Source organism: Novosphingobium terrae (assembly GCF_017163935.1).
GTDB lineage: Bacteria > Pseudomonadota > Alphaproteobacteria > Sphingomonadales > Sphingomonadaceae > Novosphingobium > Novosphingobium terrae.
In genome coordinates, this window is the sequence record NZ_JABVZR010000001.1 from 3,930,337 (window position 1) to 3,950,813 (window position 20,477).

Annotated in this window: 18 protein-coding genes; 10 read left to right on the plus strand and 8 right to left on the minus strand. The window is 65.0% G+C overall.

All coding sequences use genetic code 11. The features are described 5' to 3' along the window. Positions 1 to 3: 3 nt before the first annotated feature. Both leuS and HGK27_RS17500 read right to left on the minus strand, forming a co-directional pair. The gene (leuS, locus tag HGK27_RS17495; RefSeq protein ID WP_206242217.1) at positions 4 to 2,523 is read right to left on the minus strand and encodes a leucine--tRNA ligase; all 2,520 of its coding nucleotides are present in this window, start codon (positions 2,521 to 2,523) and stop codon (positions 4 to 6) included. Between the two features lie 100 nt (positions 2,524 to 2,623). Next, the gene (locus tag HGK27_RS17500) at positions 2,624 to 3,124 is read right to left on the minus strand and encodes a DUF3576 domain-containing protein (protein WP_206242219.1); all 501 of its coding nucleotides are present in this window, start codon (positions 3,122 to 3,124) and stop codon (positions 2,624 to 2,626) included. A gap of 326 nt (positions 3,125 to 3,450) precedes the next feature. Here HGK27_RS17500 and HGK27_RS17505 point away from each other — a divergent pair, with 326 nt between their 5' ends. From HGK27_RS17505 to HGK27_RS17520, 4 genes are all read left to right on the plus strand, one after another. Further along, positions 3,451 to 4,290: a hypothetical protein gene (locus HGK27_RS17505; protein WP_241127273.1), complete on the plus strand. Its 840-nt coding sequence runs from the start codon at positions 3,451 to 3,453 to the stop codon at positions 4,288 to 4,290. A gap of 234 nt (positions 4,291 to 4,524) precedes the next feature. Continuing rightward, positions 4,525 to 5,247: an acetoacetyl-CoA reductase gene (gene phbB, locus HGK27_RS17510; protein WP_206242220.1), complete on the plus strand. Its 723-nt coding sequence runs from the start codon at positions 4,525 to 4,527 to the stop codon at positions 5,245 to 5,247. Positions 5,248 to 5,410: 163 nt separating this feature from the next. Beyond that, positions 5,411 to 5,713 carry a ribbon-helix-helix domain-containing protein gene (locus HGK27_RS17515; protein ID WP_206242222.1) on the plus strand — a complete coding sequence of 101 codons (303 nt, stop codon included), beginning with the start codon at positions 5,411 to 5,413 and terminating at the stop codon, positions 5,711 to 5,713. A 66-nt stretch (positions 5,714 to 5,779) separates the two neighbouring features. Then, positions 5,780 to 6,070, plus strand: a complete 291-nt coding sequence (locus HGK27_RS17520; protein WP_206242224.1) for a hypothetical protein — start codon at positions 5,780 to 5,782, stop codon at positions 6,068 to 6,070. 262 nt (positions 6,071 to 6,332) lie between these two features. Here the strand turns inward: HGK27_RS17520 and murA are convergent, their stop codons facing one another. Further along, entirely contained in the window at positions 6,333 to 7,616 is a 1,284-nt protein-coding gene (murA, locus tag HGK27_RS17525) for a UDP-N-acetylglucosamine 1-carboxyvinyltransferase (protein ID WP_206242226.1), read from the minus strand. 144 nt (positions 7,617 to 7,760) lie between these two features. Here murA and galU point away from each other — a divergent pair, with 144 nt between their 5' ends. Then, positions 7,761 to 8,657 (plus strand): UTP--glucose-1-phosphate uridylyltransferase GalU, encoded by an 897-nt coding sequence (gene galU, locus HGK27_RS17530; protein ID WP_206242227.1) that lies wholly within the window; start codon positions 7,761 to 7,763, stop codon positions 8,655 to 8,657. A gap of 460 nt (positions 8,658 to 9,117) precedes the next feature. Here galU and HGK27_RS17535 read toward each other — a convergent pair whose 3' ends face one another. The 4 genes from HGK27_RS17535 to glnE all read right to left on the minus strand — a co-directional run bounded on the left by HGK27_RS17535 (position 9,118) and on the right by glnE (position 14,321). Then, a complete protein-coding gene (locus HGK27_RS17535; RefSeq protein WP_206242229.1) occupies positions 9,118 to 9,885 on the minus strand; it encodes a M23 family metallopeptidase in 768 nt (255 codons plus the stop codon). 163 nt (positions 9,886 to 10,048) lie between these two features. After that, positions 10,049 to 10,846, minus strand: coding sequence for a ferritin-like domain-containing protein (locus tag HGK27_RS17540; protein ID WP_206242230.1), 798 nt, complete (start codon positions 10,844 to 10,846; stop codon positions 10,049 to 10,051). Between the two features lie 282 nt (positions 10,847 to 11,128). Continuing rightward, a complete protein-coding gene (locus HGK27_RS17545; protein WP_206242232.1) occupies positions 11,129 to 11,602 on the minus strand; it encodes a peroxiredoxin in 474 nt (157 codons plus the stop codon). Further along, positions 11,595 to 14,321, minus strand: a complete 2,727-nt coding sequence (glnE, locus tag HGK27_RS17550) for a bifunctional [glutamate--ammonia ligase]-adenylyl-L-tyrosine phosphorylase/[glutamate--ammonia-ligase] adenylyltransferase (protein WP_206242234.1) — start codon at positions 14,319 to 14,321, stop codon at positions 11,595 to 11,597. The genes HGK27_RS17545 and glnE overlap by 8 nt, the downstream gene beginning before the upstream one ends. A gap of 115 nt (positions 14,322 to 14,436) precedes the next feature. On the opposite strand from glnE, the gene HGK27_RS17555 reads away from it, so the two are divergent. Next, positions 14,437 to 15,420, plus strand: coding sequence for an agmatine deiminase family protein (locus HGK27_RS17555; protein ID WP_206242235.1), 984 nt, complete (start codon positions 14,437 to 14,439; stop codon positions 15,418 to 15,420). A gap of 484 nt (positions 15,421 to 15,904) precedes the next feature. Here HGK27_RS17555 and thrS read toward each other — a convergent pair whose 3' ends face one another. Next, positions 15,905 to 17,896, minus strand: a complete 1,992-nt coding sequence (gene thrS / locus HGK27_RS17560; protein ID WP_206242237.1) for a threonine--tRNA ligase — start codon at positions 17,894 to 17,896, stop codon at positions 15,905 to 15,907. A gap of 148 nt (positions 17,897 to 18,044) precedes the next feature. On the opposite strand from thrS, the gene HGK27_RS17565 reads away from it, so the two are divergent. From HGK27_RS17565 to HGK27_RS17580, 4 genes are read left to right on the plus strand one after another with little or no spacing between them, the layout of a single operon-like run. Continuing rightward, entirely contained in the window at positions 18,045 to 18,464 is a 420-nt protein-coding gene (locus tag HGK27_RS17565; protein WP_206242238.1) for a hypothetical protein, read from the plus strand. A 10-nt stretch (positions 18,465 to 18,474) separates the two neighbouring features. Beyond that, a complete protein-coding gene (locus HGK27_RS17570) occupies positions 18,475 to 18,666 on the plus strand; it encodes a helix-turn-helix transcriptional regulator (protein ID WP_206242240.1) in 192 nt (63 codons plus the stop codon). A gap of 50 nt (positions 18,667 to 18,716) precedes the next feature. Continuing rightward, positions 18,717 to 19,487, plus strand: a complete 771-nt coding sequence (locus HGK27_RS17575) for an alpha/beta hydrolase (RefSeq protein WP_206242242.1) — start codon at positions 18,717 to 18,719, stop codon at positions 19,485 to 19,487. Positions 19,488 to 19,502: 15 nt separating this feature from the next. Next, entirely contained in the window at positions 19,503 to 20,447 is a 945-nt protein-coding gene (locus HGK27_RS17580) for a tetratricopeptide repeat protein (RefSeq protein ID WP_206242244.1), read from the plus strand. Positions 20,448 to 20,477 lie beyond the last annotated feature (30 nt).

The following is a 20,477-nucleotide window of genomic DNA, read 5'->3' on the forward strand; positions in this document are numbered from 1 at the left end:
GGTTCAGGCCACCAGATTGACGAGACGGTCGGGCACCACGATCACCTTTTTGATCTCGGCGCCTTCCAGCGCACGCTGCACCTTTTCAGAAGCGCGCGCCAGCCTTTCGAGTTCCTCCTTGGAGGTGCCCTTGGCGACGGTGACCGTATCGCGCAGCTTGCCCTTGACCTGAATGGCCACCGTGACCTCATCATCCACCAGCAGCGCCGGATCGACTTCGGGCCAAGCCGCGTCAGCAATCAGGCCCTCACCGATGGAAGCCCAGGCCTCTTCGGCCAGATGCGGCATCATCGGGGCGATCAGCAGCAGCACGGCCTTGATGCCATTGTTGCGGCTGGCCGAAGGCGCGGCCTTTTCCACCACGCCAGTCAGCTCGTAGATGCGCGCCACGGCCTTGTTGAAGCCCAGCGATTCAATGTCCTGCGCGGCGGCATGGACGGTCTGGTGGATCTTGCGCTCCACCGCCTTGTCCTCGCCGCTGGCAGAGGCGTCATACTGGCCGAACAGGCGCCACAGACGCTGCACGAAGCGCGCGCAACCCTCAATGCCCGCCTCGCTCCACGGCAGATCGCGCTCGGGCGGGCTGTCGGAGAGCATGAACCAGCGGATCGCATCGGCGCCATAGGTGGCGACGATCTCATCGGGGTCGACAACGTTCTTCTTCGACTTCGACATCTTGATGACGCGGCCAATCTCCACCGCGCCGCCGTCCGCCTTCAGCGTGGCGCCATCGCCGCCGCGCTCCACCTCGCCGGGGCTGAACCATACGGGCTGGCCATTGGCGGGATCGACGCGGGAATAGGTTTCATGCGTCACCATGCCCTGCGTGAACAGGCTGGCGAAGGGCTCCTTCACATCGATCTTGCCGATGCGCGAAAGAGCGCGCGTCCAGAAACGGGCGTAGAGCAGATGCAGGATCGCATGCTCGATACCCCCGATATACTGGCCGACGGGCAGCCAGCGGGCGATTTCGGCGGGATCGAAGGGCGCATCGCCGGGCTGGCTGGCGAAGCGCAGGAAGTACCAGCTGGAGTCCACGAAGGTGTCCAGCGTGTCGGTCTCGCGCCGCGCGGGCTTGCCGCATTGCGGGCAGTCGACATGCTTCCAGGTGGCATGGCGCGCCAGCGGATTGCCGGGCGTGGCGAAATCCACATCCTCGGGCAGCACCACCGGCAACTGCTTCTTGGGCACGGGGACCACGCCGCAGATTTCGCAATGGATGAAGGGGATCGGCGTGCCCCAATAGCGCTGGCGCGAAACGCCCCAGTCGCGCAGGCGCCACACGGTCTTGCCCTCGCCCGAACCGTCAGCTTCCAGACGCGCGATGATCGCCTTCTTGGCTTCGGCCACGGACATGCCGTTGAGGAAGTCCGAGTTCACCAGAATGCCGTCACCGGCTTCGGCTTCCTTGCCGAAGGGCTTGTCGGCCTCCTCGGCGCTGGCGGCGACGACGCGCAGGATCGGCAGGCTGTATTTGGTGGCGAATTCGAAATCGCGCTGGTCATGGCCCGGCACGGCCATCACGGCGCCGGTGCCATATTCCATCAGCACGAAGTTCGCGATGAAGACCGGCAGCTGCGCACCCGTGAAGGGGTGACGCGCGGTGATGCCGGTGTCGAAGCCCAGCTTCTCGGCGGTTTCCAGCTCGGCGGCGGTGGTGCCGCCCTGCTTGCACAGTTCGATGAAGGCGGCGGCGTCCGCGTTATGCTCGGCCACGCCCTGCGCCACCGGATGATCGGCGGCCACGGCCACAAAGCTGGCGCCGAAGATCGTGTCGGGGCGGGTGGTGTAAACGTCCAGCCCGGCGCCATTCGACAGATGGAAGCTGAACTGCAGGCCCTGGCTCTTGCCGATCCAGTTCTCCTGCATCAGCTTCACCTTCTCGGGCCAATGCTCCAGCGAGCCCAGACCTTCGAGCAGTTCATCCGCGAAATCGGTGATCTTCAGGAACCACTGCGAGAGCTTGCGCTTCTCGACCTGAGCGCCGCTGCGCCAGCCGCGCCCGTCGATGACCTGTTCGTTGGCCAGCACGGTCTGGTCGATCGGGTCCCAGTTGACCGTCGATTCCTTGCGGTAGACCAGCCCTGCGGCATAGAGATCGAGGAACAGCGCCTGCTCCTGCCCGTAATAGTCGGGCTCGCAGGTGGCCAGTTCGCGGCTCCAGTCGAGCGCGAAGCCCAGACGCTTCAACTGCGCCTTCATGTTGGCGATGTTGTCGCGCGTCCAGCCGCCGGGGTGGACGCCCTTTTCCATGGCGGCATTCTCGGCGGGCATGCCGAAAGCGTCCCAGCCCATGGGGTGCAGCACCTCGAAGCCCTGCATCCGCTTGTAGCGGGCCAGCACGTCGCCCATCGTGTAGTTGCGCACATGGCCGATGTGGATGCGCCCCGAAGGATAGGGAAACATCTCAAGCACATAGCTGCGCGGCTTGGTCGAGCTGTCGTCGGCCTTGAAGGACTGGGCCTCGTCCCACACGCGCTGCCAGCGGGTGTCAGCGGAGTTGGCTTCGAAACGCTCGCTCATGGTAACCTGTTCTTCCTTCTTGCCGCCCGCCCTTCCGCCTCACGCGAAACAGCGACGGGCGGAAGAAGGGGAACCGGCGAAACTTACTGCTGACCAGAATTTATTGTTGAATCGTGCCGCGACGCAGATCGCGCGCCTTGGTCAGGATCACATCTTCCAGCTGCTGCACGGTGGCAGCCTTCACCGGCGCATCCACCCAGGTGCCGCCCTGGTTGACCTGACGGCTGGCGGCCACGCGCAGCGCGTCCGAACGCAGATCCTTGTCGAGGATGGTCACGGTGACCTTCATACGCTCACCGGGGTTGCTGGGGTTCGAATACCAGTCGGTCACGATCACGCCGCCATTGCTGTCGGTCTGCACCAGCGGCATGAAGCTGAGCACGTCGAGGCTGGCGCGCCACAGGAAGCTGTTGACGCCGATCGTCGTCACATTCGTGGGCGGCAGGGCCAGACGGCCCGGGCGAACGCGATGATGCTTGATATGCAGCGGGCCATGGCTGCATGCCGCCAGCGCCAGAACGCCCAGCGCCACAGCCGCAACGCGCAAGCCCACACGCGACGCGCGACCAGCTTTCTTCACTTCCACCAATCCCGTCGTCATACACAATCCTTGCAACCGGCCGTAAACCCGCCCGCCATACATGCCGAACGCGCCGACATGCACCATGTCAGCGCGCAGACGTTCTGGCCTCTATAGCTGCCCCCGCCCCGGCGGCAAGCCCCGGCAGCATTTGAGAGGGCCGCAGCCTCTTCTCGTCTTTCCGGCGGTGAACCTGTGCTGAATATCCGGCCGAAAGGCCCTTGCCAGCCATTATGGGTTCAGCTTGGCGATGCCATGATGTGCAGCTATAGCGCATATCTACGGTATCACGCGTTAGGCAAGATTCGCGTTTCGCTTTGATTTGGAAAGTTCAGGCCCCTCCCAGCATGGCCATCGCTCAGACAAGATTCCCGGCAGGCAACAGGCTGGAGGCACAGGCCTCCTCCCCTGCCCTGGTGATGGGCATTGCCGTCTGCGTGCTGGCCCTGCCGAGCGCGGTGCTGGCCTATTCCAGCAAGCTGGAAGCCTCCCTGCCCGGCCTTGGCATCAACCAGAGCGTGCTGAAAGAGAGCGGCGGCGGCTTTGCCCCGGCTGAGGCCGACCCGCATCTCACCCGCGCGCTGGCCGCCCGTTCCGGCGGCGCGCCGCTGTTCCGCTACACCCCCGCCGGCCTGTCCTCACGGCCCGACCGATCGGTGACGGTGGCGGTGCGCGTGGATGAAGCGACCGCCCATGCCATCGTGGTGCGCGGGCCGGCCATCCGCAACCCGGCCTATTCCGCGCCCACGCCGCCGGTGCTGCATCTGGCCTCCACTGCCTACAATCTGGGGCTGGCGCATGGCTATCAGGGCTTCACCCCGGCCAGCGCCAATTTCACCCTGCCCAAGGATCTGCCCAAGGACATCGCCCGCGACCCGCGGCGCGGCGCCGAAATGCCGGATCTTTCGGCCTATACGCAGGCGGACAATTCGGCTGCGGCCACCGTCTCGCGCCTGGCCCCGCATGTGCAGCTTGATGACAAGGAGCGCGCCGGGCGCGCGCCCCGCACGCTCGAAACGCTGGGCGAGCAAAGCGTGGATGTCGGCGGCAGCTATCGCGTCACCCGCAATTTCGATGTGACGGCGGGCGTGCGTTATTCGCAGGACCGCGACCGGATGAAGAGCATGTCACCCGATGGCAAGTCTGACAGCCAGGCGGTCTATGTGGGCACGCAATTCCGGTTTTAAAACAAACCGAATCGGAACATGTTCCGCATTGCTGCAACTGCGAAGACGTTTCTTTTGCGCTGCAATGTCAAATAGTTGCAATATTCATCATTTTGTTGCCCGACGTGAATCGGTGATTGATTCACCGCGCCACTGATCTAGGATCACTTGTGCGGCGGCGGTCTGCCGCCCACCCGCCCATCCTCTTTCCCTGGGCCGGGGTTGTCGATCACGCTTCACGCATTGGGAGACTTTATGACTCGAATCGCCATCGTCACCGGCGGCACCCGCGGCATCGGCAAGGCGATCAGCCTTGCGCTCAAGGATCTGGGTTACACAGTCGCGGCCAATTACGCAGGCAACGATGACAAGGCCAAGGCCTTCACCGAGGCCACCGGCATCGCCACCTACAAATGGGACGTGGGTGATCACGACGCCACGCTGGCCGGCGTGAAGCAGGTTGAGGCCGATCTGGGCCCCATCGATGTGGTGGTCAACAACGCCGGCATCACCCGCGACGCCGTGCTCCACAAGATGAGCTTCGACGACTGGAACGAGGTGATGCGCATCAACCTCGGCGGTTGCTTCAACATGGCCAAGGCCACCTTCCCCGGCATGCGGGAGCGCAAATGGGGCCGCATCGTCAACATCGGCTCGATCAACGGCCAGTCCGGCCAGTACGGGCAGGTCAACTATGCCGCTGCCAAATCGGGCATCCACGGCTTCACCAAGGCGCTGGCTCAGGAAGGCGCCAAGTTCGGCGTCACCGTCAACGCCATCGCACCCGGCTATATCGACACCGATATGGTGGCCGCCGTGCCTGAGGCCGTGCTGGAAAAGATCGTCGCCAAGATCCCCGTGGGCCGTCTGGGTCAGGCCAAGGAAATCGCACGCGCCGTGGCCTTCCTCTGCGCCGAGGATGCTGGTTTCGTGACCGGTTCCACGCTGTCGCTCAATGGCGGGCAGCATATGTATTAAGAAGAAAGGGCAGGTGCGAGGGGGGTTACCCCCTCGCGCTCCCATTATGTCTTCCGACGCTGGGGTGGCGGTTCCCCCATCGTTGTGCACCATCGCTCCGTGACACCATAAAGCTGCATAAAGCACCTTCTCCCGGCGTCTATCCCTGATACACTTGGCCGCGATGACCACGCCCTATCATCCGCCGGTGAAACGCTCGGTCGAGATCGCCGGGCACAAGACCTCGATCAGCCTCGAACCCCTGTTCTGGGACTGGCTGCGCCACGAGGCCCATCATCTGGGGCTGCCGCTCAACGCTCTGGTTGCCCGCATCGATGCCGAACGCATTGCCGCCCCGCAGCCCCCCGGCCTCGCCGGAGCCGTGCGCCTGTGGCTGGCACGCCGCGCCATGGAGCGGACCGGCGCGACAATGAACGAAAGTCCCGCCGCCGATTTCAGCCCGATTCAGGTCACCGGCGGCACCTAGCGCCTCATCACGCGTTGCTAGCAAGGCATTCATCTTGCACGATATGTCCAGAGGAGGAGAAACCGCATGAAATCTCTGCTTCCCGCCCTTGCCGCCGCCGTGCTGGTCCTGCCGGCGATCGCCTCGGACGCCGATGCACGCCCTGTACACCGCAAGCAGGTCTACAAGGTCTGCCGCCATTCGAGCGGCACCACCGGTCTGGTCGCGGGCGGTGTGGCTGGCGCCGTGGTGGGCGGCAAGGTGATCGGCGGCGGCCTGGCCGGGCCGGTGGTTGGCGCGGCGGCCGGTGCTCTGGGTGGGCGCGCGATTGACCGTTCGATGACGGCCAAGAAGCGTTGCCGTTATTATCGTCGATGAGGGTTTGAAGTTGGAAGATGCGAGGGGGTTACCCCCTCGCGCTCCCGTGACGTCTTCCGACGATGGGGCGGTGGCACCCGATCATGGCGCCCAACCTCCCCACCAGCGCAACGAAAAGGCGCCGCAGGCATCAAGCCCCGGCGCCCTTCAATCCTTGATGCCTGCGGCGCAGCGACGTTGGCTCTATCGCCGAACCTCATGCGCAACGCAGACAGTCATGGGAGCGCGAGGGTGTAACACCCTCGCATTGCCCTCTTACGTCTTAGTCACTTCCAACCCGCTCGATATCCGCACCGAGCAGAGCCAGCTTTTCCTCAAGGCGCTCATAGCCGCGATCGAGATGATAGATGCGCGACACCTGAGTCTCACCCTCAGCGGCCAGACCGGCGATGATCAGGCTCATGGAGGCACGCAGATCGGTGGCCATCACCTGAGCGCCGGTCAGCTTGGGCACGCCCTGCACGATGGCGGTGCGGCCCTGCGTCGAGATGTTGGCGCCCATGCGGGCCAGTTCAGGCACATGCATGTAGCGGTTTTCGAAGATCGTCTCGGTCAGCACGCTGGTGCCTTCGGCGCGGCACAGCATGGCCATCAGCTGAGCCTGCATGTCCGTAGCGAAACCGGGATAGGGCGCGGTAGACAGCGTGACGGGGCGCAGCGGACCATCGGCGGCCACCTTGATACCACCGGCGACGCCTTCGACATGCACACCGGCGTCGCGCAGCGCCTGCAGGGTGCTTTCCATTTCCTCGATGCGGGCGCCCTTGAGCTCCACCTCACCGCCGGTGATCGCGGCGGCGCAGGCATAGGAACCGGCTTCGATGCGGTCTGGCATCACCATATAGGTTGCGCCATGCAGGCGGCTGACACCATGAATGATGAGGTCCGAACTGCCGATGCCCTCGATCTGCGCGCCCATGGCCACCAGCAGGTTGCAGAGGTCGACGATCTCCGGTTCACGCGCAGCATTGTGCAGAATGCAGGTGCCGGTGGCCAGCACGGCAGCCATCAGGGCGTTCTCGGTGGCGCCCACGGAAACGACAGGGAAGGTGTAACGCCCGCCGGGCAGGCCGCCATCAGGAGCGATCGCGCGGACATAACCGGCGGTCAATTCGATCGTCGCGCCAAAGGCTTCCAGCGCTTTGAGGTGCAGGTCGATTGGGCGGTTGCCGATGGCGCAGCCGCCGGGCAGCGAAACAGTGGCTTCACCAGCGCGGGCCAGCAGAGGGCCCAGCACCAGAATCGAGGCGCGCATCTTGCGCACCAGTTCGTAAGGCGCGGTGGTGGCCGTCAGCCGCGTGGCGGCCAGAGTCATCACCCGCCCGAAATCCTCGGGCCGGCTGCCCGCGATGGTGGTCGAGACACCGAACTGGTTCAGCAGATGCTGGAACGAATCGATGTCCGCCAGACGCGGCAGATTGCGCAGCGTCAACGGTTCGTCCGTCAGCAGCGCGCAGGGCAGCAGGGTCAAAGCCGAATTCTTGGCGCCCGAAACGGGCACCGCGCCCGACAGGCGTTTTTGCCCGTGAATGATGATCTTGTCCATTTCGGCCCTTTAGCTTGTTTGCCTCCGGCCCGCAAATGCCCAACACCCATCGCACGCCAGACACATGTCGCGCTGAACGGCTTGCGCTGCAGTGCGGCATAAGATTTAACACGTAATACACATCCATGTGGCAGCAGGGGTTTCATGACCAACCAATCATCGATCAAGCCCGTTCGCAAAGCTGTTTTTCCCGTTGCGGGATTGGGCACACGCTTTCTCCCCGCCACCAAGGCGATCCCGAAGGAGATGCTGCCGATCATCGATCGCCCGCTGATCCAATATGCCGTCGATGAGGCGCGTGAGGCCGGCATCGAACAGCTGATCTTCGTGACCGGGCGCGGCAAGACCGCCATCGTCGAGCATTTCGACACCGCCTTCGAACTCGAAGCGACCATGACCAACCGCGGCAAGTCGCTCACCGCGCTGGAGCCTTCGCGCATTCAGCCGGGCAACCTTGTCACCGTGCGCCAGCAGGTGCCGCTGGGTCTGGGCCACGCCATCTGGTGCGCCCGTGCCATCATCGGCAACGATCCCTTCGCCATCTTCCTCCCCGACGAGCTGATGATCGGCAAGCCGGGCTGCATGAAGCAGATGGTCGATGCCTATAACAAGGTCGGCGGCAATTTCGTCAGCGTGCTGGAAGTGCCGCGCGACGAGGTCTCCTCCTATGGCGTCATCGCGCCGGGCGCCAAGCCCGAGGGCTTCGACGGCACGCTGACCGAGGTGAAGGGTCTGGTCGAGAAGCCCAAGAAAGAAGAGGCTCCCTCGAACCTCATCGTTTCGGGCCGCTACATTCTGCAGCCCGAGGTGATCGACATCCTCACCACACAGGAACAGGGCGCGGGCGGCGAAATTCAGCTGACCGATGCCATGGCCAAGCTGATCGGCAACCAGGCCTTCCACGCCGTGACCTTCGGCGGGAAGCGCTATGACTGCGGCTCCAAGACCGGCTTTGTCGAGGCGACGCTGGCTCTGGCCCTTGAGCGCCCGGATATGGCCGATGAGGTCCGCGCCGTGGCGAAGCGGTTGCTGGGGCTGTAATCGCCCTTTCGGCTTTGCAGCATCGATACGGGAAGGGGGGCTTCGGCTCCCCTTTTTGGTTTTGGGGTTCCGTTAAAAAGGAAGGTTGAAGGGGAGAAAGGAAATGAGAGGGTGTTACACCCTCGCGCTCCCATGACGTCTTCCGAAGAGAGGTCAGGGGCGCCGAAATGTTGCGCTCAGCCCTCTCCACCTGCACGAGGCGCCGCAGGCAGTGCAACCGCTGGAGGGGGCTGTGCCGGGCATTTTCAAGCCTGCGGCGCAGCGACGTTAGATCCATGGCCGAACCCGAAGCGCAACGCAGACATTAAAGGGAGCGCGAGGGTTATGACCCTCGCATTCTCTCTTCTGAACCCCCTTCAGAACCCCACAAAAACAAAGAGCGGCTGTTTCCAGCCGCTCTTTGCCGCATCCTCTCCAAGATGCTGTTGCCTTGGGGGCTCTTGCCCCTTCTCAGGCCGTTTTATTCGTCGTCAGCTTCGTCGTGGGCGCCATGGTCCGCGATCTTCTCGGCGGAGGCCAGCGTGGTCATATCGGCCACACCGCCCTGCATGAAGGGGATCGGGTTCACGGCAGAACCCTCGACGCGCACTTCATAATGCAGGTGGGGGCCGGTCGAGCGACCGGTGGTGCCCACGAAACCGATGATATCGCCCTTATGGACCGACTGACCGGCCACAACGTTAAGGCGCGAAAGGTGGCCATAGCGCGTTTCGATCGAGCCACCATGTTCCAGATCGATGCACAGGCCATAGCCGCCGAACCAGTCGGCGCGGCCCACGACACCGTCAGCCGTGGCGTGAACAGGGGTGCCGACGGGGTTCGCCAGATCGACGCCGGTATGCGCGCGGCGGCCGCCCAGAACGGGGTGCCAGCGCAGACCGAAGCTGCTGGTCATGCGCAGATTGTCGACGGGCATGCGCGAGGGGATCGAAACCTTGTGGTTCAAGCCAACCAGATTGTTGCTGCCGAAACCGGGGATCGTGGTGGAAGTGGCGACGGCGGGGCGGGCGAACTCGGTGGTCTGGCCGCTGCGGTCCATCTGGCGCCAGCTGGCGAAGAGCTGGCGGAATTCAGTGTCACCCTTGTCGGACTGGGCCGTGACGGGCTGCGCGGTGCGGAGGGGAGCGGCGATGTCGGCATTGGCGCTGTTGGCCAAGGCGGGCGTCGCCAGCAGAGATGCGATGGAGGCGGCGGTAAGCGCGCCATTACGCATCGTCTTGAGAACCATTTTAGCGATCACCCGTCACACACCTTGAACTGCTTTGGCACGCCGATCCCGTTTGGCGCGACAAAAATGACCCATACCGCAAGCCGAACACTTGCGGCGCTGTTTCTTGGAGTTTGGTCGGAACCCCCCGCCAACTCGTTTGTATGGTTAGCGTGACCGATTCCTAAACCGCAAGCGCCATATACATTTCGCGCGGTAAACCGGCAGCATGGCGCGCTGAGTCGTTGAACGGTCGCTTAACGGAACCCCGAAAATAGCGCCCGACCAGCATCTGCCAGCATGATTCGATGTCCAGACCTTGTGCGTCGCACCATGCCTTGAGGTGAATCACCCCACAGCGCACATGTCGAATTTCATCCGCAAGAATACGTGTGAGGATGCGCGCGCCGGTGATGTCGCCACTCTGTTCGACCCGCTCCAGCGTCGCCGGAGTCACATCCAGACCCCGCGCCTCAAGCACCATCGGCACCACCGCCAGCCGCGCCGCAACATCGTGCCGCGTAGCATCCGCCGCCTCCCACAGGCCGTCATGCGCGGGCAGGTCGCCATAGGTCGCGCCCATGCTGGCCAGATGGCGCTGGATGATCGCGAAGTGCAGCGCCTCGTCAGCGGCCACGCTCAGAAAGTCTGAGGTGAAGGCCTCGCCCATCTGCGCGCCGAAACGCCCCGCCATGTCCAGCGCCAGATCGATCGCCACGAATTCGATATGTGCAATCGCGTGCCACAGCGCGATCCGCCCTCTTTCCGATCCGCCCTTGCGGCGTTTGGGCATGCGGCTGGGGGGCAGCAGTTCGGGGTTTTCAGGCCTAGCCGGGCGTTCCGGCATGGCGTTCGGAAACGCAAACGATAGTCGCCCCAGGCGCCAGTCGCGCGCCACCTTGCGCGTTGCCATCAGTTTGGCGCGCGGGTCGGCGGTGGACAGTGCGGCGTGGATGGCGTCGCCTAGGGTGGGTTGAGTCATGGTGTGCGGGTAGAGGGAAGAAGCAGGAAAAGAAAGATGCGAGGGTCATCACCCTCGCGCTCCCTTTAATGTCTACGTGGCGCTCCGGGTTCGGCCTTGGAGCAACGTCGCTGCGCCGCAGGCTTTCAATCCCCAGCGCAGCCCACGCTTCAAACGATGCCTGCCTGCGGCGCCTTACCTTGCGCAGGTGGAGAGTTCAGGCCCGACGATGCGGAACCACTGCCCCATCGCCGGGAGACGGAATGGGAGCGCGAGGGGATAATCCCCTCGCATCTTCTCTTCTTACTTCCCCTGAACCGCCTTCAACACCTCTTCCGCATGGCCTTTGACCTTCACCTTGTTCCAGACCTGCTCGATCCGGCCATCGGAGCCAACCAGATAGGTGGTGCGGACCATGCCCATATAGGTGCGGCCATAGTTCACCTTCTCGGTCCAGATGCCCAGAGCGTCGGACAGGCCGCCCTCTTCCGCATCGCTGCCCAAAGGCGCCACCAGCCCGTGCTTCTCCGCAAACTTCACATGCTTCTTCGGCGGATCTTTCGAAACGCCCAGCAGGGCGGCGCCTGCCGCCTCGAACTGCGCCGACAGCTCCGAGAAATCCTTGTTCTCGGTGGTGCAGCCGGGGGTGTCGTCCTTGGGGTAGAAGAAGACGACCAGCTTGCGCCCGGCAAAGTCCGAGGGGCGCAGGGTGGAGCCATCGGGGGCGGTCAGGGCGATATCGGGGAAGGCGTCGCCGGGGCCGGGCAGATCAGTCATGGGGTTCGATCTCCAGAGTTTCGCCGAAAATTTGCGCCCAGGCGGCGGCGGTGTCGCGGCGCGCCTGTTGCATGGCTTCGGTCACCGCTTGCCAATCGCGCAGGTTGCAGGCTGTGGCAAGCGCCATGCGGGCGGCCTCGCCGGGCAACTGGGCGTCGGGCGCGATCAGGCGAGAGGCGACCAGCAGCCGCGCCATGGCGGCATGGGCCTGTGCCAGTGCGGGGGGCAGCAGGCCTGCCTCGATCAGACCGCACAGGGCGTCGCCAAGGCGCGGGGTCAGGGCCTTGCCCTCGCGCAGTTGCAGCGTGTGGATCAGGAACTCCACATCGACCAGACCGCCGCGCAGCAGCTTCATATCCAGCGGCCCGCGCGGCTGCTTATGCTCGGCCATCTTCTGGCGCATGGCGAGAATATCGGCGGTGAGCGTCGGCGCGGGCGAGCGGGTCAGCACGCCATGGATGATGCCGCAGAGTTTCGCGCGTGCTTCCTCCGATCCGAATAGGGGGCGGGCGCGGCACAGGGCCATATGCTCCCAGGTCCAGGCCTGTTCGCGCTGGTAGAGGTCGAAGCTTTCGAAGCTGACGGCCAGCGGACCTTGGGTGCCTTGCGGGCGCAGGCGCGTGTCCACCTCATAGAGCGCGCCTTCCGCTGTCGGCACGGAGAGCGCCGCGCTGATCCGCTGGGCCAGCCGGTTGAAATAGAGTGTGGCGCCCAGCGGCCTGCGCCCATCACTTTCGGCGGCATAATCGCCGGTGAAGAGATAGACGATGTCCAGATCGCTGGCGTGAGTCAGCGCCTCGCCGCCCAGCCGTCCGAGGCCGAGAATCACCAGTTCGGCCCCGGCAATGCGGCCATGGGTCTGCTCGAATTCGGCGATGGTGGCGTCGGCCAGAACCTGAATCGCGGCCTGTGCAACGTGAGACAATGAAGCAGCGATGGCGAAGGGATCATGCGCGCCCTCGATCAGCTGCACGCCAAGGGCGAAGCGGCGCTCACCCACCTTGCGGCGCACGCGGTCGAGGATGCGCTGGTAGTCGTCGCCTGTCTCGCTGGCGGAGAAGTCCGCGATCAGCGCCTCCACCCCGCCGGGCAGGTTGAGCGCGCTGGCATCGATCAGCGTGTCGAGCAGATCGGCGCGGCGCGCCAGCTCCTCGGCCAGCGGCGGGGCCAGCGCCAGAATCCGCGCCAGAGCATCGAGCAGCGCGGGCCGTGCCTCCAGCAGACGGAAGAGATTCACCGCGCTGGGCAGGCTGGCGATCAGGCGCTCCCAGCGGTTGAAGGCCTTGTCGGGCTCGGGCGCCTTGGCCAGCGCGGAGAACAGACGCGGCTGGACCGCATCGAGCGCCGCCAGCGCCGCCTCGGAGCGCAAGGCGCGCATCGTGCCGCCGCGCCAGCCGTCGATCCGCGCGGCAAGGCCTGCCGGATCGCTGAAGCCCAAAGCGGCAAGGGTGGATTCCAGCGCCAGACCGATGGGGGCCTCCACCACGCTGCCACCGCCGCCAACCGGGCTGCCCGCCTCGATCAACGCATCGTAACGCGTGCCGACGGTCTCGGTGATCTCGCGCAATTCCGCGATCAGCGCCGCGCCATCGGGCAGGCCATCCAACCTTGCCACGGCATCGATGGCGGCCATATCGCGCGGCAGAGCATGGGTTTGCAGATCGCTGACCATCTGCAGGCGATGCTCGATGGTGCGCAGGCGGTCATAGGAGTCGCCCAGCACCTGCGCGTCGCCCGAATCGATGATCCCCGCCGCGGCCAGAGCATCCAGCGCCGCGCGCGTGCCCCTTTCCCGCAACGCCGGATTGCGCCCGCCGTGAATCAGCTGATGGCCCTGCGCGAAAAACTCCACCTCGCGGATGCCGCCCCTTGCGCGCTTCAGATCGAAGCCGGGGCCCACGGTGGAAACCTTGCCATGTTCGGCGCGGATGCGGCGGGTGAGGCGCCCGATCTCGGCAATCGCGCCGAAGTCGAGGCTCTTGCGCCAGACGAAGGGGCGGATCTGCGCCAGAAACTGCTCGCCCAGCGGCACATCGCCCGAGGCCGAGCGGGCGCGGATAAAGGCGGCGCGCTCCCACGCCAGAGCGCTGCTCTCATAATGGCTGAGCGCGGCATCGGCGGAGATCGCCAGCGGGCTGACCTCGCTGGCCGGGCGCAGCCGCAGATCGACGCGGAAGACATAGCCCTCGCCATCCATATGCGAGAGGATGCGCACGATCTGGCGGGCATAGTTCTGCGCCGCCTCGCCGGGGTCTTCGCGCGGGCGGCGGGGCAGGGTTTCGGGATCGAAGAGCAGAATCGGATCGATATCGGAGGAATAGTTCAATTCCTTCGCGCCATGCTTGCCCAGCGCCAGCGCGAACATGCCCGCAGGCTGCGCATCGGGCACGCGGGTGGTGATGGCATGGTTGATCGCGGCATCCAGCGACAGATCGGCCAGAGCGCTCAAGTCTCCGGTAACGCGGGCCAGCGGGAAAGCCCCGGCCAAATCGCCGATTCCCAAAGCCAGAGCCGTCGCCAGCCGGCGCCGACGCAGCGCAATCGGCACATCGGGCGCGCCCTCTCCGGCCAGCACCGCTGCCGCCAGAGCGCCCTCGCCATCGCCAGCTTCCAGCAGCGCGGCAATCTCCGGCAGGCGGTCCAAGGCGCGGGAAAGAAAGGGGCTGAAGGCGCGGGCACGATCCAGCGCGCCGGTCCAGTCAGGGGAAAATTCGGGCATTCACTCATCCACTCTCAATCGCTTTGCCCGGTTCATGCTCTGGCGGGGCGGCTGGCGCAAGCTCTGGTCTGGAAGGGTCTGGCATGGGATGCGATCAGCGGCTATGGGCGCGCCCATGACCCAATGGCGCTTCCCCCCCGAATGGCACATGCAGGACTGGCTGTGGATCGGCTTCCCGCATGATGGCGATGAATGGCCCGGCTTCCTTGAGCAGGCCCAGGTGCAAATGGCGGCCTTCGCCAGCGCGGTGGCCGAAAGCGGCCAGCCGGTGCGCCTGCTGGTCCGCAACGAGGCCAACGAAGCCCGCGCCCGCGCCCTGTGTAGCGAAAAGGTGACCATCGAGCGCCGCACCTATGGCGACGTCTGGCTGCGCGACACCGGCCCGCTGGTGATGACCAATTCGGCTGGCGGCCGCATCGCCAAGCGCTTCGGCTTCAACGGCTGGGGCGGCAAATATCTGATGGACGGCGACCAGACCATCGGCGCCGAAATCGCCAAGGACGCTGGCCTCGACATCGAAACCGCCGACTGGATTCTGGAAGGCGGCGCCATCGATGCCGACGGCACCGGTCTGGTGGTGACCACCGAGCAGTGCCTGCTCAACCCCAACCGCAACCCGCATCTCTCGCGCGAAGACCTTGAAATGCGCCTCCAGCGCGATCTCGGCTTCAACCGCGTGCTGTGGCTGGGCGAAGGCCTGATCAACGATCACACCGACGGCCATGTCGACAACCTCGCCCGCTTCGTGGCGCACAATGTGCTGGCGCTGCCCAAGGCCACAGGCGAAAACGACCCCAACGCCCATATCTACGCCGACGCCCGCGCCCGCGCGGAAGGCGCCGGCGTGGTGGTGAAGAGCATCCCCTCGCCCGGCCGCGTCGAGCGTGATGGCCGCATCGAGCCCGCCAGCTATATGAACTTCGCCATCACCTCGCGCCTGATCGTCGTGCCCATCTATGGCACGCCGCATGACGCCGATGGCGTGGCCGCCATCGCGGAGCTGTTCCCCGGTCGCGACACCGTGGGCATCATGGCCGACGCCATCCTTGCGGGCGGCGGTTCCTTCCACTGCTCCAGCCAGCAGATGCCGCGTATTTAACCATTTGTTATCAGGTTGAAGCCCATGATCCGTTCATGAGCTTCAACCTCTCACGCCTCAACGCCGATGCCCTGATCGAGGGTCTGCGCGCTGCTGTCGTGCTGGGTTGCGCCGCCGCCCTGGCCTTCGCCGGGCTGGCCGCGCACGCCTGAAGCCGCAGCTTTAGACGGAGGGCCAGCGCGGAAGCTCCCAAATTTTCCGCGCTGGCCTGATTTTTTTCAGACTCTAGAAAGTAAGATGCGAGGGGGTTACCCCCTCGCGCTCCCATGACGTCTTCCGACGGTATGGCAGTGGCGCCCGGTCGTGGTGTCTGAACTCTCCACCAGCACAACGAAAAGGCGCCGCAGGCAGTAAGCCCCGGCGCCTTTCCTATCGTTTCATGCCTGCGGCGCCGCGACCTTAGCCCTATGGCCGAACCCGATGCGCAACGTAGACATTCATGGGAGCGCGAGGGTGTAACACCCTCGCACTTACCCCTTCATTCTTACTTCAAATCCGGCGCAGTCGCCTCACCCTTCAGCAGGGCAATGGCTTCCGACAGAGTCATAACCTTCTGCGCCTGCTCGCCCAGCACGCGGACGGCAACGGTGCCTTCCTCGGCCTCACGCTTGCCGACGACCAGCAGATAGGGGACCTTCTTCAGCGAGTGCTCGCGCACCTTGTAGTTGATCTTCTCGTTGCGGGTGTCGGCTTCCACGCGGATGCCGGCGGCCTTCAGCTGGGCCACGGCGTCATGGGCGTAGTCGTCGGCGTCCGAGACGATGGTGGCGACCACGGCCTGGACCGGGGCCAGCCACACGGGCAGCTTGCCCGCGAAATGCTCGATGAGGATGCCGATAAAGCGTTCATACGAACCCAGAATCGCGCGGTGCAGCATCACGGGGCGATGCTTTTCGCCATCCTCGGCAATGTAGGCGGCGTCGAGGCGCTCGGGCAGCACGCGGTCCGACTGGATCGTGCCGCACTGCCAGGTACGACCGATGGCGTCGGTCAGGTGCCATTCCAGCTTGGGAGCATAGAAGGCGCCCTCGCCGGGCAGCTCTTCCCAGCCGTACTCTTCCGTCGCCAGACCGGCCTCGACCACGGCGTTGCGCAGCTCTTTCTCGGCCAGATCCCACATCTCTTCGGTGCCGAAGCGCTTTTCGGGACGCAGGGCCAGCTTGATCTCGTACTTGAAGCCGAAGTCCTTGTAGACGCGGTCCGCCAGCTGGCAGAAGGCGCGAACCTCTTCCACGATCTGGTCTTCGCGGCAGAAGATGTGGCCATCGTCCTGCGTGAACTGGCGCACGCGCATGATGCCATGCAGCGCGCCATGCGGCTCGTTGCGGTGGCAGCAGCCCATTTCGGCGAGGCGCAGCGGCAGCTCGCGGTAGCTCTTGATGCCCTGACGGAAGATCAGCACATGCGCCGGGCAGTTCATCGGCTTCAGCGCCATCCAGTCGGCGTCCTTCGAGACGATGGGGCCATCGTCCTCGGTGTTAGGCGCCTCGTCGGGGATGACGAACATGTTCTCGCGGTACTTGCCCCAGTGGCCGGACTGCTCCCACTGCTTGGCGTCCATCACCTGAGGCGTCTTCACCTCCTGATAGCCGGTGCTGTCGATGGCGCGGCGCATATAGGCCTCCAGCTCGCGCCAGATGAGATAGCCCTTGGGGTGCCAGAAGACGCTGCCATGCGCCTCGGCCTGCAGGTGGAACAGGTCCATTTCGGCGCCCAGCTTGCGGTGGTCGCGCTTGGCGGCCTCTTCCAGACGCAGCAGATGGGCGTCGAGCTGCTTCTTGTTCAGCCAGCCGGTGCCATAGATGCGCGAGAGCATCGCGTTCTTCTGGTCGCCGCGCCAATAGGCGCCCGAGACGCGCGTCAGCTTGAAGGCCTGCGGATCCAGCTTGCCGGTGCTGGGCAGGTGAGGGCCGCGGCACATATCCAGCCAGTCGTCGCCCGACCAATAGACGGTCAGATCCTCGTCGCCCGGCAGTTCGGCGGCCCATTCGGCCTTGAAGGTTTCGCCCTGCTGCTTCCAGCGGCTGATCAGCGTTTCGCGCGTCCAGACTTCGCGGCGCAGCGGCTTGTTGGCGGCGATGATCTTGCGCATTTCCGCCTCGATGGCGGGCAGGTCGTCATCCGTGAAGGGGCGGTCCTTGGGGGCGAAATCGTAATAGAAACCATCGTCCGTCGCCGGGCCGAAGGTGATCTGCGTGCCGGGGAACAGCGCCTGCACCGCCTCGGCCAGAATATGCGCGAAATCGTGGCGCGCCAGTTCCAGCGCGTCTTTCTCATCCTTGTTGGTCACCAGAGCGAGGGTCGCGTCGCCAGTGAAGGGGCGAGTGAGGTCCACCAGTTCGCCATCGATGCGCGCGGCAATCGCGGCCTTGGCCAGACCGGGGCCGATTGCGGCCGCCACATCTGCGGGGGTGGAGCCCGGCGCCATTGCGCGCTGCGAGCCATCGGGAAGGGTGATCGTGATGCTGTCAGACATGGAAAAGGCCCTTAGCCGGGAGCGGGGCGCGCCTCAACCTTGCAAATGGGGGCTTTGCGCAAAGAGCATGGCGAATTGGAAAGCAAACTTGACACAAGGTTAGCGTGCTATGTAAAGCATCCTTGTCAAAACGTCAGGGAGACCAGACATGGCACGCTATCACTCCCCCGCGATCAGCCGCTATTCGCGCCGGTTGGGCGGCTTTATCACCCTTTATGTCGCGCTGGTTTTCGCGATGGGCTGGCTGTTCCGCCACGCGCCTCCGCCCGCGCCATGGAATGTGTTGCTGGCGATTCTGCCCGCCCTGCCGGTGCTGGGCATCGTCTGGACGGTGATGCGCCTGCTGGTGGAAGAGCCCGACGAGTTCTGGCGGATGCTCTTCGTGCGTCAGGCACTGATCGCCACCGGCTTCTGCCTGACGGTGATGACCATCTGGGACTTTCTGCAGAATTACGATGTCGTCGCCCCCGGGCAGCATGGTTTTGGCGCCGCTTTTTTCTGGTTTATGGGGCTGGGCGTGGGGGCGGTGTGGAACGCCATCACCCTGTGGCGCAGTGAAAAGGCATGAGGGTCTGCCCGTGAACAACCGCCTGCGCGTGCTGCGCGCCGAAAAGGGCTGGAGCCAGCAGGATCTGGCCCAGCGGCTGGAGGTCTCGCGCCAATCCGTGAACGCCATCGAAACCGGGCGCTACGATCCTTCGCTGCCTTTGGCCTTTCGCATCGCCGATCTGTTCGGCCTGCCGATCGAGGCGATCTTCCTGCGCGATTAAGGGTTCCTCCCCCCTTTCCCCTCCGCACGCGCCGGGGCAAAAGGGGCGCCATGAGCGACGTCCTTTTCCATGCTTTGCCCACCGATGGCGAAAAGCCCGCCCGCCGTCTGGCCTATCGCCTGACGCCGCCCGCCGACTCGGAGCGCACGACACTGGTCTTCCTGCCCGGCTATATGTCGGACATGGCCGGGTCCAAGGCGGCGATGCTCTTCGATGCCGCGCGCGAAAAGGGCGTGGGCTGCCTGCTGCTCGATTACTCCGGCTGCGGCGCTTCGGATGGCGATTTCACCGATGGCACGCTCACCCGCTGGCGCGAGGAGGTGCTGGCCCTGATCGAGGCCCTGGTGCCCGGCCCGGTGGTGCTGGTCGGCTCCAGCATGGGCGGCTGGCTGATGCTGCTCGTGGCGCTAACCCTGCCCGCCGACAAGCTGGCCGGGATCATGGGCATCGCCGCCGCGCCCGATTTCACGCAATGGGGCTACACCAGCGCGCAGAAGGGCGAGCTGATCGCCGGGCGCACCATTTTCGAGCCCAACCCCTACGGCCCCGAGCCCACGCCGACTCACGCCCGCTTCTGGGCCGATGGCGAGCATAACCGGCTGCTCGATGCCGAAATCCTGCTCGATGTGCCTGCCGTGCTGGTCCATGGCCAGCGGGACGAAGATGTCCCCTGGGAAATTTCATTGCGCCTCTCTGCAACTTTGCGTTCTGACGCGGTTCAGCTATGCTTGGTCAAGGACGGCGACCACCGGCTCAGTCGGCCGGTGGATCTGGCCCTGATCCGGCGCATGGCTCTTGCGCTGGCAGGGGCCGACGCCTGATCCGGGAAGTCATTGATGTCGCTTGTTTTAATCGCAACTGCCCTGATGCTTCAGACCGGCCCGCTGGTGGGCGATGGCATGGCCCCCTCGCTGGGCCTGCCGATGATCGACCGGCCCACGGCCCCGAACCGGCGCCGCGCCGTCAGCGAGATCACGGCGCGCCCTGAGCGCATCGACGACTCGAACAAGCTGACTCACTGCCGCGAAACCGCCGACCACGATCCGGATGCCGCCGCCGAAATGGCCACCGACTGGCTGAGCGGCGCGAAAGACAGTCAGCGCGCCGAGGCGGAACTCTGCCTTGGCTATGCCTATTCCGCGCAGGAAGCCTGGCCCATGGCCGAGCAGGCCTTTCTGGCCGGGCGCGATGCGGCGGGCGACAATGCGCTGAACCGTGCGCGTCTGGGCGCCATGGCCGCCAGCGCCGCGCAGGCGCAGGAGGGCGGCGCTGACCGCGCTCTGGCCGCGCTGGACAAGGCCCGCGTGGATGCCAAGGCGGTGAACGATCCTTCGCTGATCGTGTCCATCGCGGTGGACCGGTCGCGGGCGCTCGTGGCGCTCAAGCGCAATGATGAGGCCGCCGCCGCTCTGGCAGAAGCCCGCACGCTGGGGCCGGACAATGGGCAGGCCTGGCTGCTGTCGGCCACGCTGTCGCGCCGGATGAACCATCTGGCCGACGCCCAGACCCAGATCCAGACCGCCGCCAAACTGACCCCGCTCGACCCCGAGGTCGGGCTGGAGGCCGGGGTGATTGCCATGCTTGCGGGCCATGAGGATGCCGCCCGCAAGAGTTGGGAGTCCACCGTCAAGACCAGCCCGCAGAGCGAGGCCGGCCATCAGGCCGCCGCCTATCTGCAACAGATCGGGGGTACGTCAGGGGCAAACGCCCCATCCCCTTCGAACGCCACTGGCGCCAACGCCGCTTCGTCAAAACCCTCGCCACAATCTTCGCCCGGGTGATTACGCAGTCACTTTGGGCATAAATACCAA

Bases quoted from the DNA above. Each gene is read 5' to 3' on its own strand.
- leuS (WP_206242217.1), bottom strand. From the start codon at position 2,523: ATGAGCGAGCGTTTCGAAGCCAACTCCGCTGACACCCGCTGGCAGCGC.
- HGK27_RS17500 (WP_206242219.1), bottom strand. From the start codon at position 3,124: ATGACGACGGGATTGGTGGAAGTGAAGAAAGCTGGTCGCGCGTCGCGT.
- HGK27_RS17505 (WP_241127273.1), top strand. From the start codon at position 3,451: ATGGCCATCGCTCAGACAAGATTCCCGGCAGGCAACAGGCTGGAGGCA.
- phbB (WP_206242220.1), top strand. From the start codon at position 4,525: ATGACTCGAATCGCCATCGTCACCGGCGGCACCCGCGGCATCGGCAAG.
- HGK27_RS17515 (WP_206242222.1), top strand. From the start codon at position 5,411: ATGACCACGCCCTATCATCCGCCGGTGAAACGCTCGGTCGAGATCGCC.
- HGK27_RS17520 (WP_206242224.1), top strand. From the start codon at position 5,780: ATGAAATCTCTGCTTCCCGCCCTTGCCGCCGCCGTGCTGGTCCTGCCG.
- murA (WP_206242226.1), bottom strand. From the start codon at position 7,616: ATGGACAAGATCATCATTCACGGGCAAAAACGCCTGTCGGGCGCGGTG.
- galU (WP_206242227.1), top strand. From the start codon at position 7,761: ATGACCAACCAATCATCGATCAAGCCCGTTCGCAAAGCTGTTTTTCCC.
- HGK27_RS17535 (WP_206242229.1), bottom strand. From the start codon at position 9,885: ATGGTTCTCAAGACGATGCGTAATGGCGCGCTTACCGCCGCCTCCATC.
- HGK27_RS17540 (WP_206242230.1), bottom strand. From the start codon at position 10,846: ATGACTCAACCCACCCTAGGCGACGCCATCCACGCCGCACTGTCCACC.
- HGK27_RS17545 (WP_206242232.1), bottom strand. From the start codon at position 11,602: ATGACTGATCTGCCCGGCCCCGGCGACGCCTTCCCCGATATCGCCCTG.
- glnE (WP_206242234.1), bottom strand. From the start codon at position 14,321: ATGCCCGAATTTTCCCCTGACTGGACCGGCGCGCTGGATCGTGCCCGC.
- HGK27_RS17555 (WP_206242235.1), top strand. From the start codon at position 14,437: ATGACCCAATGGCGCTTCCCCCCCGAATGGCACATGCAGGACTGGCTG.
- thrS (WP_206242237.1), bottom strand. From the start codon at position 17,896: ATGTCTGACAGCATCACGATCACCCTTCCCGATGGCTCGCAGCGCGCA.
- HGK27_RS17565 (WP_206242238.1), top strand. From the start codon at position 18,045: ATGGCACGCTATCACTCCCCCGCGATCAGCCGCTATTCGCGCCGGTTG.
- HGK27_RS17575 (WP_206242242.1), top strand. From the start codon at position 18,717: ATGAGCGACGTCCTTTTCCATGCTTTGCCCACCGATGGCGAAAAGCCC.
- HGK27_RS17580 (WP_206242244.1), top strand. From the start codon at position 19,503: ATGTCGCTTGTTTTAATCGCAACTGCCCTGATGCTTCAGACCGGCCCG.